General features: G+C 63.7%; 14 protein-coding genes. 8 read left to right on the forward strand and 6 right to left on the reverse strand.

Features of this window, described 5'->3' with window-relative positions; genetic code table 11:
* Window positions 1-93 precede the first annotated feature (93 nt).
* Window positions 94-456 (forward strand): DUF4180 domain-containing protein, encoded by a 363-nt coding sequence (locus JNE37_RS02160; RefSeq protein WP_203065169.1) that lies wholly within the window; start codon window positions 94-96, stop codon window positions 454-456.
* Here JNE37_RS02160 and JNE37_RS02165 read toward each other — a convergent pair whose 3' ends face one another.
* From JNE37_RS02165 to JNE37_RS02175, 3 genes are all read right to left on the reverse strand, one after another.
* Complete coding sequence (locus JNE37_RS02165) at window positions 457-3,915, reverse strand: chromosome segregation SMC family protein (RefSeq protein ID WP_203065170.1); 3,459 nt, start codon at window positions 3,913-3,915, stop codon at window positions 457-459. It lies immediately after the preceding gene.
* Between the two features lie 24 nt (window positions 3,916-3,939).
* Window positions 3,940-4,584 (reverse strand): thioredoxin domain-containing protein, encoded by a 645-nt coding sequence (locus JNE37_RS02170; protein ID WP_035032706.1) that lies wholly within the window; start codon window positions 4,582-4,584, stop codon window positions 3,940-3,942.
* A 94-nt stretch (window positions 4,585-4,678) separates the two neighbouring features.
* Window positions 4,679-5,191 (reverse strand): DUF721 domain-containing protein, encoded by a 513-nt coding sequence (locus tag JNE37_RS02175; RefSeq protein WP_035032700.1) that lies wholly within the window; start codon window positions 5,189-5,191, stop codon window positions 4,679-4,681.
* 62 nt (window positions 5,192-5,253) lie between these two features.
* On the opposite strand from JNE37_RS02175, the gene JNE37_RS02180 reads away from it, so the two are divergent.
* Window positions 5,254-6,327 (forward strand): A/G-specific adenine glycosylase, encoded by a 1,074-nt coding sequence (locus JNE37_RS02180; RefSeq protein WP_203066296.1) that lies wholly within the window; start codon window positions 5,254-5,256, stop codon window positions 6,325-6,327.
* A 66-nt stretch (window positions 6,328-6,393) separates the two neighbouring features.
* Here the strand turns inward: JNE37_RS02180 and JNE37_RS02185 are convergent, their stop codons facing one another.
* A complete protein-coding gene (locus JNE37_RS02185; protein WP_376742940.1) occupies window positions 6,394-7,524 on the reverse strand; it encodes a site-specific DNA-methyltransferase in 1,131 nt (376 codons plus the stop codon).
* A gap of 87 nt (window positions 7,525-7,611) precedes the next feature.
* Window positions 7,612-8,265, reverse strand: a complete 654-nt coding sequence (locus tag JNE37_RS02190) for a ribonuclease HII (protein ID WP_203065171.1) — start codon at window positions 8,263-8,265, stop codon at window positions 7,612-7,614.
* A gap of 333 nt (window positions 8,266-8,598) precedes the next feature.
* Between JNE37_RS02190 and JNE37_RS02195 the strand changes: the two genes are divergently transcribed.
* The 6 genes from JNE37_RS02195 to JNE37_RS02220 all read left to right on the forward strand — a co-directional run bounded on the left by JNE37_RS02195 (window position 8,599) and on the right by JNE37_RS02220 (window position 11,962).
* Window positions 8,599-8,991, forward strand: coding sequence for an AtpZ/AtpI family protein (locus JNE37_RS02195; RefSeq protein WP_052015235.1), 393 nt, complete (start codon window positions 8,599-8,601; stop codon window positions 8,989-8,991).
* 18 nt (window positions 8,992-9,009) lie between these two features.
* Complete coding sequence (locus tag JNE37_RS02200; RefSeq protein WP_035032696.1) at window positions 9,010-9,765, forward strand: F0F1 ATP synthase subunit A; 756 nt, start codon at window positions 9,010-9,012, stop codon at window positions 9,763-9,765.
* An 87-nt stretch (window positions 9,766-9,852) separates the two neighbouring features.
* Window positions 9,853-10,080, forward strand: coding sequence for a F0F1 ATP synthase subunit C (locus tag JNE37_RS02205; protein WP_035032694.1), 228 nt, complete (start codon window positions 9,853-9,855; stop codon window positions 10,078-10,080).
* A 112-nt stretch (window positions 10,081-10,192) separates the two neighbouring features.
* Window positions 10,193-10,789: a F0F1 ATP synthase subunit B gene (locus JNE37_RS02210; RefSeq protein ID WP_035032692.1), complete on the forward strand. Its 597-nt coding sequence runs from the start codon at window positions 10,193-10,195 to the stop codon at window positions 10,787-10,789.
* A 5-nt stretch (window positions 10,790-10,794) separates the two neighbouring features.
* A complete protein-coding gene (locus tag JNE37_RS02215; protein WP_156046356.1) occupies window positions 10,795-11,298 on the forward strand; it encodes a F0F1 ATP synthase subunit B family protein in 504 nt (167 codons plus the stop codon).
* Window positions 11,299-11,569: 271 nt separating this feature from the next.
* Window positions 11,570-11,962, forward strand: a complete 393-nt coding sequence (locus JNE37_RS02220) for a GFA family protein (RefSeq protein WP_203065172.1) — start codon at window positions 11,570-11,572, stop codon at window positions 11,960-11,962.
* A gap of 99 nt (window positions 11,963-12,061) precedes the next feature.
* On the opposite strand, the gene JNE37_RS02225 is transcribed toward JNE37_RS02220, so the two are convergent.
* Complete coding sequence (locus tag JNE37_RS02225) at window positions 12,062-12,844, reverse strand: IS110 family RNA-guided transposase (RefSeq protein WP_203065173.1); 783 nt, start codon at window positions 12,842-12,844, stop codon at window positions 12,062-12,064.
* Window positions 12,845-13,231 lie beyond the last annotated feature (387 nt).

Raw genomic sequence — 13,231 nt, forward strand, 5'->3', positions numbered from 1 at the left:
CTCCCCGGCCAAGAGCCGGGGCCCGCGGATGCCGAGTGGGCGTGTGACCGCGGTCCCATTCCCCCGCGCCGCAAAACCGGTTAGTCCTGTGCCATGCGCACAGATCACATCAACGGCCTCAAGATACTGTTCTATCCTGCCGAAGGCGCGCTGCTCGGCTCGTCTGCCGATGCGCTCGACGTGATCGGCGCGACCTACGGCCAGGAAATTGACGTGATCGCCATCCCCGCGACGCGGTTCGATCCAGATTTCTTCCGCCTGCGTACTGGCCTCGCGGGCGAGTTCATTCAGAAGATGCAGAACTACTGGCTGCGGCTGGTCATAGTCGGCAACGTCTCGCAGCAGATGGCGGCGAGCGATGCGTTGCGGGATTTCGTCTACGAGACCAACAAAGTCGGCCGACACCTTTTCGTCACCGACGAAGCTGATCTCGCGGCCCGGCTGAAACCTCTCTGATCAGACAGCTTCGAGGAACGATTCAGCGGTCTTGAGATCGACCGAAACGAGCTGGCTCACGCCGCGCTCAGCCATGGTCACCCCGAAGAGGCGGTCCATCCGACTCATGGTGATCGGGTTGTGGGTGATGGTGAGGAAGCGTGTGTCGGTGCGCTGGCGCATCGATTCCAGCAGATTGCAGAACCGTTCGACGTTGGCATCGTCGAGCGGCGCGTCCACCTCATCGAGCACGCAGATCGGCGCGGGGTTGGTGAGGAACACCGCAAAGATCAGTGACATAGCCGTCAACGCCTGCTCGCCGCCCGAGAGCAGTGTCATGGTCTGGGGCTTCTTGCCCGGAGGCCGGGCGATGATTTCCAGCCCCGCCTCGAGCGGATCGTCACTCTCGACGAATTTGAGCTCCGCCGTGCCGCCGCCAAAAAGCGAGGTGAAAAGTTCCTGGAAATGCGCGTTGACCTTGTCGAAGGCCTCGCTCAGTCGATGCCGGCCTTCGCGATTGAGGCTCTGGATGCCGGCGCGCAACTTGGCGATGGCCTCGATCAGGTCGTCGCGATCCTTGACCATCGCCTCGAGTTTTACGCGCACCTCTTCGGCTTCGCGTTCTGCGGTAAGGTTCACCCCACCCAGCCGCTCACGCTCGGCCTTGAGCCGTTCGAGTTTCTGTTCCGTCGCCTGCTCGTTGGGCAGGGCCTCTTCCGGGCGAATACCGGCGGCCTCGGCTGTCCGGCTGGCCTCGATACCGAGATTCTCGCGCACCAATTGCTCGATCTGGTGGCGCTGGGCGATGAAGCCCTTGAGGCGCTCTTCAACGCGCGCCAGGTTTTCGCGCGCGGCCGACATCGCTTCCGCCGCGGCGCGCAGGATCTTGTCCGCTTCGCGATAACCGGTTTGCGCTTGAGCCAGCGTGTCGGAAGCTGCCTTGTGCGTGAGCTGCGCGTCCGCGATCTGGTCGTCGAGTTCGACCCGCCGTGCTTCGAAGCTCTCGGGCGTGGCGTCCATCGTCGAGAGCTGAGCCTGCACTTCACCAGCGCGCGTTTTGAGCGTGGTCAATTGCGCGACCGCGCCGTCACGTCGGCGCTGCCAGCTCGCCCGGTCGTTGCCGATCTGGGTCAAGCGCGCGGCACGCATGCGGGCCGATGTTTCGAACGAGCCCAGCTTGAGCCGCGCTTGTTCCGCGCGCTCGCGCGCCTCGAACAAGATGGCCTGCCGCTCTTCGGCCAGTGCCGCAGCCTCACCCTCATCGCCCGCGTCTTCGAGAACGGACTCTGTTTCCTCACGGAAGGCCTCGGCCTCGGCAAGGCTCGAATCGAGGCGCGAACGGGTCTCCGCCAGCGCGGTCTGGCGGGTCGTCAGATCGCCGATGGCCTTGGCAGCGCGCTCGACACCTACCTGTGCATTGGCGATCTCGCGCTGCGCGGCGCGCCAGTGTTCGTGCTTTTCGCGTTCGGCGCCACGCGCGGACTCGAGCGCGGCAGCCAGGGCCTCGACATCACGCCGCCAGGCGTTGCGTTCGCCGCGCATGCGCAAGATTTCGGCATCCAGCTCAGCCAGTCGGTTGCGTTGCGCCAGGCGCTGCGCGGCGGCGCTCGGAGCATCTGCCGCAGCGACATAGCCATCCCAGCGCCAGAGGTCGCCCTCAAGCGTCACCAGCCTCTGCCCGGATTTGAGGGCATGCATCAGCCCTGGCCCATCGGCCTTGTCGACAAGGCCAATCTGGTCCAGCCGACGCTTGAGTACGGCACTGCCCGAGACATAGCGCGACAGCGGCTCGGCCCCTTGCGGCAACGCCGGGTCTCCGTCCCCGTCCATCGGCCCGCCCCAGTGCATCGGCGCACCGGCGTCGGACGAGGCTTCAAGGTCATCGCCGAGCGAGGCACCTAGCGCCGTTTCGTAACCGGCCTCCACATCGAGTTGATCGACAATGGCTGGCCAGAGGCTCGCGCCACCGGCATTGAGAATACGTGACAGCGTATCCGCCTCGCTTTCAAGGCGTCCCAAAGCCGTCTCGATCTCCGAGAGCTTCGGACGGGCAGTATCGAGGCTGGCCTGGGCGTGCTGGGTCTGCTCTTCGGCAGCGACAGCAGCGTCTTCGGCCTCACTGGCGCGCTCCTGGGCCGTCTCCAATTCCTGCCGACGCAGGGACAATGTCTCGTCCGCGTCTAGGCTGGCGGCAATACCAGCGGCCTCCCGGTCAATATCGGCAATCTGCTGGGTGAGCCGCGACACACGCTGGCGCGCCTCTTCGGCGCTACGCATGGCCTGGGTGCGGCGGGCTCGCAGCTGCGCCAGAGCTTCGGCGGCGGAACGCGCCTCCTGGTCAGCAGCCGCCACCGCCGCAGCAGCCTCCTCGGCTGCAGCTTTGGCTGCGTCATAGGCATCCTGTTCGCCAGCCACTTCGTCTTCCAGCCGAGCCAGCTCTTCGGCGTAACCCTCCAGCGTCTCCTCGCTTTCTGTCACGAGCTCGCGCTCACGGGCCCCGTCAGCGGCGAGTTGCTTGAGGCGGTCCTCAAGTTCGGCCCGGCGGGTATTGGCGCGGCGCGCCTCTTCGGCCAATTGCTCGGAGAGAATGGTCAAGCGCTGAAGCACCGCGCCAGTGGCAGCCTCGCGATCGCGCAGCGGCTGGAGCGCGGCGTCGGCGGCGTCCAGCGCCTTCTGCGCAGCGCGCTCGGCCGACATCGCGTCACCCAGCGCGACCACGAGCTTGCCCTGCTGTGCCTCGGTCTCCTTCTCGGCGACGCGCGCGGTGACCCAGCGCACGTGATAGAGCGCCGCCTCGGTCTTGCGGATATCGCCCGAAAGCGCGCGATAGCGAATGGCGAGGCGCGCCTGCTTCTTGAGCGTTTCGAGCTGCGTTTCGACCTGGGCGATCACGTCGTCCACACGCTCGAGATTCTGCTCCGCCCCGCGCAAACGCAGTTCCGCCTCGTGCCGCCGCGAATGCAGACCGGAAATGCCGGCGGCCTCTTCCAGCAGAGCGCGGCGCTGGGTCGGCTTTGCGGCGATCAGTTCGCCAATCTGGCCTTGTCGCACCAGGGCTGGGGAATGGGCGCCGGTAGAGGCATCGGCGAACAGCAATTGCACGTCGCGTGCACGCACTTCGCGGCCATTGACGCGATAGACCGAGCCGGCCTCGCGTTCGATGCGGCGCGTCACTTCGAGCATGTCGGCATTGTTGAGGGCAGCAGGCGCGGTGCGGTCGACATTGTCGAGCACCAGCGTCACCTCGGCAGTGTTGCGCGCCGGGCGGTTGCCGGATCCGGAGAAGATCACGTCATCCATGCCGGAGGCGCGCATGGCCTTGTAGGAGCTTTCGCCCATGACCCAGCGCAGGGCTTCGACAAGATTGGACTTGCCGCAGCCATTGGGACCCACAACGCCAGTCAGACCGGGCTCCATCAGGAGCTCGGTCTGATCACAGAAGGATTTGAAGCCATGAAGCTTGAGGCGCGTGAACTTCATCGCGCCCCCATCCGGGAGGACGAATTAAGTGAGCAGGGGATCGATTTCCGCCGCCAACTGCTCAATTGTCTTGTCTCCGCTCAGCTTCTTGCCGTTGATATAGAAAGTCGGGGTGCCCTCGAGTTTGAACTCGTCGAGAGCCTGCTCACGCAGTGTCTCCATGCCCTTGAACAAATCCTGATTCGTCAAGGCCGCCTCGAAGCTTTCATCTGTAAAACCGAGCTGCTTGGCGATCACAAGAATCGCATCGCGCGGCTTGTCGGACGTGGCCCAGGTGTCCTGGGTCTTGAAATAGGTCGACACAACGTTGTGGTACTGGTCTTCGCCAGCGGCCTCGGCGAGGAGGAAGACCACGGCGTCCAGCACGTTGCGGACGAAGGGGCGCAGGATGTAGCGCACCTTGCCGGTGTCGACATACTGCTTCATGAACTCGGGGAGCGTGTCGTTCGAGAAGACCGCGCAGTGCGGGCAGGTCGGCGACGCATATTCGATCACGGTGACCTTGGCGTCGGCAGGACCGAGCACCTTGTCGGGCAGGCCGTTCGGGGCCAGCAGCTTGGCCTGGTCGAACATCTCGCCGTCCGCTGCCTGGGCCGCACCGATACCGGTCACGCTCAGGGCTGATGCCGCGGCGGCAAGGATCAGGGTCTCACGGCGGGTAAATTTCACTTTGTTTTCTCCGGTTCGAATTGCGCGACACTACACGGCAGCTTTCCGGCGGCAAGTGGGCACCACCATCAACACGCAGTGAACAGTCCGTCTGCTAACGTCCACTCGATTTTGACTTGGCCATAATGCCGTGCCCGAGCTGGCGCAAGGCTTCCTTGAGGCCTTCGTCCTCAACGCTCTCGACGGCACCGCTGACCTCCATTCGCATGGCGTCTGTCACCTTGAGGCCAGTTTCGACCGGCTTGGCTGAATGTGGCCTGAACGGCTCAGCGGACAATCGCACCTGCCCCACCAGCAGATAACCGAAATAGCGATTCACCGAGGCCGCGATCTTGGCGCCCTCGTGGGCAAGCCCGAGCGCGTGTGAGGCTGCGCACCGCACATGCAGGGTAGCGCCTTCAGCGCTACGTTCGCCGCGCGGCCAGACGAGCTTGTCGGGCAATGCCACCTTGTCGTAGGGCGCCGGAGCCATGGTCGACCAATAGGTGATGATGTCGCGGCTGGCGAATCCACGGCGCTTGAGCGCGGGGTCGAGCGCGCCCTTCAGCGCCTCGGCGACGCCGACTGAGCGATTGAGCCGTTTATATTCCTTAGGCTTCTCGGCCATTGTGGACGTCAGGTTTCCGAATGCTTGCGCGGCGAGGCCGCTTGAGGTTTGTTGCCGCCATCATGCCAAAAACTGCCCTCGCGCAAAAGCCGCGCGCTCTCCCAATCGATGCCCAGGCAGTTCTGGCCTGGTATGACAAGCATGCGCGCACCCTTCCCTGGCGGGTCAGCCCACAGGATCGCGCCCGCAATATCCGGCCAGATCCCTATCGTATCTGGCTTTCAGAAGTGATGCTGCAGCAGACGACGATTGCTGCGGTGCAGAAGTATTTCCTCCGCTTCACTGCACTGTGGCCGACTGTAGGGGACCTGGCGGCCGCGCCGCTCGAAGCCGTACTCGTCGAGTGGGCAGGGCTTGGCTACTACGCGCGCGCTCGCAATCTTCATGCCTGCGCGAAAGCCGTTGTCGAACAGCATGGCGGCGTGTTTCCGACGACGGCCGCGGGGCTGCTGACGCTTCCAGGAGTCGGCGCCTATACGAGCGCGGCCATCGCAGCGATTGCCGATGACGAGCGCATCGCCGTGCTGGACGGGAATGTCGAGCGCGTGCTCGCCCGCTACCTGGCGCTGGATGTGCCGGTTCGCGAGGCAAAGGAGGAGTTGCGCGGTTATCTGCAGACCACGGTTCCCGAGCGCGCGGGCGACTATGCACAAGCGCTGATGGATCTGGGTGCAACGATTTGCGCACCGCGCAACGCGCTTTGCATGCTCTGTCCTTTGCAACCGGGTTGCACCGGCGCAGCAGAAGGCAACCCGGAACGCTATCCGGTGAAGGCGGAAAAGGTCGCTCGTCCCACTCGCTACGGTCATGCCTTCGTGATTCTCGATCGTGACGGCGACGTCTATCTGAGAACACGCGCCGACAAAGGGTTGCTGGCGAAGATGACCGAGACACCCGGGTCAAGCTGGGAAAGCGTCAAGCGGGAGCCGACATATCCGTTCACCGGCAAATGGCAGAGCCGCGGCCAGGTGGTTCACGTCTTCACCCATTTCCGCCTCGAACTCGATGTCTGGTCCGTAGTGGCCACCCAGCCGGAAGAACTGACGGATGGGTGGTGGGCTGATCGGCGTGAGCTGGAGAGTGAGGCATTGCCATCGCTCTTCCGCAAGGTGCTGGCTGCCGCCGGTCTCGAATAGCCAGAAAAGCAAAAACCGCCGGCCTGTTGGCCGGCGGCGAGTTTGCCTGACGCTTGGAGGCCTGTTTCAGGCGGAAAGGAGTTGCATCTGCGCGCGAATGTCGGCGCGCAGCGCATCGATCGGGCGCAGGACGCCCTCGTGTTCGAAGTGCCAGAAGGTCCAGCCGTTGCAGGCTTCCGAGCCCTGCACCAGCGCACCAACGCGGTGGATGGAGCCGGAGAACGGCCCCGAGGACACCGACCCATCAGCCCGTACCATGGCGCTGTAGCGGCGACGTTCGTCGTAAACCTGAGTGCCCGGCAGAATCAGCCCCTGCTCGACAAGCGAGCCGAAGGGAACGCGCGGCTCGGCGCGCTTGGGCGTCGTCGTCTCGAGAGCCTCGGCGCGCATCGGCTTGATGGCGGCGAGACGCTTCAGAGCGGCCGCAATGTAAGTATCCTCACGCTCGATGCCAATGAAGTGGCGGCCGAGCTTGCGGGCCACTGCACCCGTCGTGCCGGTGCCAAAGAACGGGTCGAGCACGACATCGCCTGGCTTGGTCGTTGCATTGAGAATGCGGAACAGCAGCGCTTCCGGCTTCTGGGTCGGATGAACCTTGCCGTCGGCGTCGTTCTTGAGGCGCTCCGAGCCGGTGCAGATGGGGAACAGCCAGTCGCTGCGCATCTGCGTGTCGTCGTTGGAGAGCTTCATGGCTTCATAGTTGAAGGTCACGCGGCTCTTCTGACTCCGCGAGGCCCAGATGAGGGTTTCATGCGCGTTGGTGAAGCGCGTGCCGCGGAAGTTCGGCATCGGGTTGGCCTTGCGCCAGACGATATCGTTGAGCAGCCAGAAATCGAGATCCTGCAGCGCCGTGCCGACGCGGAAGATATTGTGGTAGGAACCAATGACCCAGATGGCGCCATCGGGCTTGAGCAGCCGGCGCGCAGCCTTGAGCCAGCGGCGCGTGAAATCGTCGTAATGGGCGAAGCTCTCGAACTTGTCCCACTCGTCATCCACCGCGTCGACCTTGCTCTGGTCGGGTCTGGTGAGCCCTTCTGCAAGCTGCAGATTATAGGGCGGATCGGCAAAGATCAGATCGACGGAGCCGGCCGGCAAAGCATTCATGTGGTCGATGCAATCGCCCACGAGAATGGTGTCGATCGGGAGGCTGGCCTCCCTCTCCGCAGCAGCCGAGGCCGCCTTACGCGCGGTACGCAACATCTACTTAACCCTAACGCAGCACTAACGCGTCGGTTGTAACCTCTTAGGGTTAAAGGGGTTTTAAGCGTCAAGGTAAGCGAGAAGTTAACTCGCCAGGCGTCGCTCGGCAGCAGCCGCGCAGGGCGCGAAATCCATGCGGTGATGACGGCACGGCCCATGCTCGTTGAGGGCACGGATATGTTCGGGCGTCGAATAGCCCTTGTGACCGTCGAAGCCGAAGTTCGGCGTATCGCGATGCATGATCTGGCACATGCGGTCGCGCGTGACCTTGGCGACGATCGATGCCGCGGCGATGGTCACCGAGAGCGCGTCGCCATCGATGATCGCCTGTCCTGCCATCGGCAATCCGGGCGGCACGTCGCGGCCATCGACCAACACATGGTCGGGCGCCAGCGACAGGTTGAGCACCGCGCGCGTCATCGCCCAGAGCGTGGCACCGCGAATATTGAGCGAGGCGATGATCGTCGGCGGCGCCGCCACGACTGAAACCGTCGCCTTGGCGACGATCTCCGCAAAAAGCTCCTCCCGCGCCAGCGCGGTGAGTTTCTTGGAATCGTTGAGCCCCTTGGGTACCCGCTTGTGATCGAGGATCACCGCCGCAACCACCACGGGACCGGCGAGCGGCCCCCGCCCTGCCTCGTCGACGCCGGCAATGATGTTGGCGCCAGCCTTCAACGCCGCGCGTTCGTGGCGGAGGGAAGGCTTAAGGACAATGGAGGGAGAATCGGCGCTGGGCATGGCCACAGCATGCGCCCGGCGCAGCGATTAGCAATTCAAAAACGCGTCGTGCATGTCGCAGGGCGGCATCCAACCGCACCTTATATATAGGCGATGATACGCGTGACGGTGGCTGCTGGGGGCCAATCTCCGGTGGAATCCGGTGCACTCACCACCGAATCTTAACCCGCCACAGTGCCGCACCTGTTAGCAGGCGCGAAATATCATTATTTATCAGCACTTTATGCCATTTGCCGCGTTCTTGACACGTTTCCTCGCCGCCACTATGTTGCGCGCGACTTTAAAGGGGCATCCTTCAGACATGAAGGCGGCCGGACGAGGTGAGCGAGCGCGATGGCAAATCCGCCCAAAGATCAGCGTCCGGAAGGCAGCGAAGGCAAGGTCACTTCCGACCTCGCTTCGCGCATTGCCGCTGCGAAGCGCGACCGGGCGGTGGAAGAGGCTGAAACCTCGCGCCGCGCGTCGGGGGACACCAGCCAGATGGGTCGCGCCGTGCGACTCGGGTCGGAGTTCATCGCCGCCATCCTGGTTGGCGCCGGGATCGGGTATCTGCTCGATCTGTGGCTGAACACCCGGCCCTGGATCATGCTCGTCATGGTCCTTGTCGGGTTTGCGGCCGGAATTCTCAACGTCACCCGTTCGGTGGCGGAACTGAACAAGGCGGCTCCGCCGCCCAAAGACGCGGATCTCGGTCCGGCGGACGACGACGAAGACGACGATAGATAGGCTAGCGAGGAACCTAACTTGGCCGATCCGACCAAAGTTGACCCGATCCACCAGTTTGGCATCACAAATATTTTCTCGCTCGGCGAAGGCGGCGTCGCCTTCACCAATTCAGCACTCTTCATGGTGCTGACGGTAGGCCTGATCCTTGGCTACCTGCTCATCTCCACCGCCGGCCGCAAGCTGGTTCCGACCCGCGCACAGGCGCTCTCGGAGATGCTCTACGAGTTCGTGGCCAACATGGTCAGAGGCTCGGCCGGCACCGAAGGGATGAAGTTCTTCCCCTTCGTCTTCGCCCTCTTCATGTTCGTGCTCGTCGCCAACATGTTCGGCATGTTCCCGTTCTTCTTCACCGTCACCAGCCACATCATCGTCACGGTCGCCCTGGCGCTTCTCGTCATGGTCGTGGTCGTGGGCTACGGCGTCTACCGGAACGGCTTCAAGTTCCTCAAGCTCTTCGTGCCGCATGGCGTGCCGGGCTACGTTCTCCCGATCGTCGTTCCGATCGAAGTGGTGTCGTTCCTCTCGCGTCCGATCTCCCTCTCGGTTCGTCTCTTCGCCAACATCCTGGCCGGTCACATCACGCTCAAGGTCTTCGCCGGCTTCATCGTGACGCTGGGCTCGCTCGGCTTCCTCGGCTTCCTCGGCGCACTCCTGCCGCTGATCATGACCGTGGCGATCACCGCCCTCGAATTCCTCGTGGCAGCCCTGCAGGCCTATGTGTTTGCCGTGCTGACCTCGATGTACCTCAACGATGCGATCCATCCGTCGCATTGATCCGACCTAATCGGTTTCGCCTCGGCCGCGGTGGCCGGGGTGTCTGAAAGACTGCACAGTCAAAGGCCTTCAAAGGAGAGACTAAAAATGGATCCAATTGCCGCCAAGTACATCGGTGCCGGTATTGCAGCTATCGGCATGGCCGGTGCGGCTATCGGCGTGGGCAACATCTTCGGCAGCTTCCTGTCGGGCGCCCTGCGTAATCCGTCGGCTTCGCAGAGCCAGTTCGGTAACCTGATCTTCGGGTTCGCCGTGACCGAAGCTCTGGGCATCTTCTCGTTCCTGATCGCTCTCCTGCTGCTGTTCGCAGTCTGATACTTTCAGGCGCAGATATCTGGACGGCGGCCAAGAGCCTGAGAGCTTAAGGCTGCCGTTCGTTTAATCGGCCATCCCGGCCGGTTCACGCAGATCAGCGGAATAGTCGTAAATGGCAAACGAGACACCAGCAGAAGGCCAGGCCCCAGCGGCTGACGCCACCCACGACGCGGCGAGCTCGCCGACCGAGGGGACCCATGCGACGACCGAAGCGCACGAAGCGGGCTTTCCCCCCTTCGACTCTTCGACCTTCGGCACCCAGCTCATCTGGCTGGCGATCACGTTCGTCGTTCTTTACTTCGTCCTGAGCCGCCTCGCCCTGCCGCGCATCGGTGGCATCCTTTCGGACCGCAAGGGCCGGATCGATAGCGACCTGGCCGTGGCCGACGCTTCGCGCCAGAAGACGGACGCGGCGATCGCAGCCTATGAGGCCGCCCTCGCCGAAGCCCGCAAGAAGAGCCACGCGATCGCCGAAGAGACCCGCAACAGCATCAAGGCTGACCTCGATGCCAAGCGCCATGAGGTCGAGGCAGACCTCAACAAGAAGGTTTCCGACGCAGAAGCCCGCATCAAGGCGACCAAGAACGAGGCCCTTGGCCACGTTGGCGAAATCGCTGCCGATACGGTCGAGGCACTCGTCAGCAAGCTCGTGGGCTCGGTTTCCGCCCAGGACGCCCGCGACGCCGTCGCCCAGGCTTCCAAGGAGTAACGCCAATGCTTAGTTTCGGATTGGATTACACCACCGCCGCGACCCTCTGGGCCACCATCGGCCTCGTCATCTTCCTGGCCATCGCCATCTATGCCGGCCTGCCCAAGATGATCACGGGCATGCTCGATGAGCGCATCAAGAAGATCGAGGACGACCTGGCCGAGGCCAAGCGCCTGCGCTCGGAAGCCGAAGCTCTTCTCGCCGATTACGAGAAGAAGCGCGTGGAGGCCGAACAGGAAGCCGCAAGCATCGTGACCGCCGCGCAGGACGAGGCCAAGCGCCTCGCCGCCGAGGCCAACGAGTCGCTCAAGGACCTCGTCACCCGCCGCACCAAGGCCGTCGAGGACAAGATCGCCCAGGCCGAAGCCCAGGCTCTTTCCGAAGTCCGCGCCAAGTCGGCCGACGTCGCCATCGAAGCGGCCCGCATCCTGCTCAACAAGCAGGTCGGCGAAAAAGGCCCTGCCCTGATCGACCAGGCCATCAAGGATGTCGGTGCACGGCTGAACTAAGCCGGGTACAGCGTGAAATGAATTAGGGCGGGTCCGACGGACCCGCCCTTTTTGTTTTCAGGGCCAGCGCAAAGGACCGGATTGTGCCATGGCGTCTCCCTCCCCCTTGTGGGGAGGGAAAAGGGTTGGGGGAGGGACAGCCACCGAGTTCGCGCCTCCCCACCCTCAATCCCTCCCCACAAGGGGGAGGGAGGCGCAGGAACCGAAAGTACGAGCCTTGTCCCCTAGCGAATGGCTGCTAACGTGCGCCCCCAATCTGGAGGGCACGAAAATGGACACTTTCACCGGCGGCTGCATATGCGGAGATGTCCGGTTTTCGGCTTCGAGAAGCCCATACCGGGTTGGGCTCTGCCATTGCATGGATTGCCGCAAGCATCACGGATCGCTGTTCAGCATCTACGCGATTTTTTCTACGGATGCGGTGACGATCACGGGCGAGACGCACTCCTATGGCGGGCGGCATTTCTGTCCGCGTTGCGGATCTTCGGTCTTCGCCGAGGCTGGCGACGAGATCGAAATGCATCTGGGATCGTTCGATGCACCTGATCAACTAAAACCGACCTATGAGCTCTGGACGATCCGGCGCGAAGGTTGGCTACCGGAGTTTCCGCATATGCGACTCTATAAGCGGGATCGAGAAAGCACGGGTCGTACGGAGGAATAGGGCGAGCGGGTCTGAGCGGCAGGCTACGCGCTGTTGATAGTCCCTCACCGAACGCCCACCCCCTCGATCTTCCCCGGCCGCAGAGCCGGCAACTGTAATTCAGGTTGCGAAGCTTGTTCGGGTTTTCATGATGGCGTTGATGGTGACGAGGAGCTTTCTGGCGAGGGCGACGAGGGCGGGCTTGGGTGGTTTTCCGGCCTGGCGCAGACGGTGGTAGAAGGCGTTGAGAGGCGATTGTGTTCGCAAGGATGCAACGGCGGCCATGTAGAGGGCCTGGCGGACGCGGCGGCGGCCCCCGCGGATGGAGCGCTGTCCGCGCCGTAGGCCGCTATCGTTGTTGAGCGGGGCCAACCCGGCCAGGGTGGCGATCTGCTTGCCCGAGCGTCGGCCCAGTTCGGGCATCAGGGCGGCCAGGACAGAGGCGGTGACCGGGCCGATGCCGGGCACCGAGCGGATCAGGGCCTGGTCCTGTGCCAGGGCGGCATCGCTGCCGATCTGGTTCTGGATTTCGACCTCGATGGCGGCGATGGCCTGGTTGAGGCCGGCCATGTGCCGGTCCAGGTCGGCGCCGATGAAGGAATCGGTTATCTCGATCCGGCGCTGCTTTTCCTGGGTGCGCATGGCCACCAACTGGTCGCGGCGGCGGCTGAGCAGGCCGAGCCGCTCGCGTCCGGCCTCGGGCAGCGGGTCGGCCACGAGGCGCAGGGCCCGGCCCATTTCGGCAAGCATGGCCGCATCGAGCGCATCGGTCTTGGCGAGCCGGCCGCTCGCCCGCGCAAAGTCACGGGCCCGCTGCGGATTGACCCGGACATGGCCGATCCCGGCCAGCGCCAGTCCGGCGCGCAAGCTCTTGTCGTAAACCCCGCTCGCCTCCAGCACCACGAGAGCCCTCCCGCTCCAGCGTGGCGGCGAATGCGGCGATGGCGTCCATCGTGTTAGCAATCCGCTGCACGCCCTCCCCGCCGGAAGAGGCGATATCCAGCCAGGCTTTCGAAACGTCGATTCCAATCCAGGTCGGTGATAGGGTCATGGGCCTGTCCCTGTGATCCGAGGTCCGTCTCGAGCGGCCTCGCGCAACTGTTCAGGTGTTTGTCAAAGCGGGCGGGGACCCGTGCCGGCTCTCGGTCTTTAAACCTGGGGCCCAACGGTCTCCCGCCCGCACCCAATATGACACAGCACAATTACACAGGGGCCCACGGATAGCTCCACTCGGGTGGAACGGTGCAATAGGCCTCGGAACAAGTCCGGGGAAGTTCCGTGGTTGGGGAG

Origin of the sequence: Paradevosia shaoguanensis (assembly GCF_016801025.1) — a bacterium.
Classification (GTDB): Bacteria; Pseudomonadota; Alphaproteobacteria; order Rhizobiales; family Devosiaceae; genus Paradevosia; species Paradevosia shaoguanensis.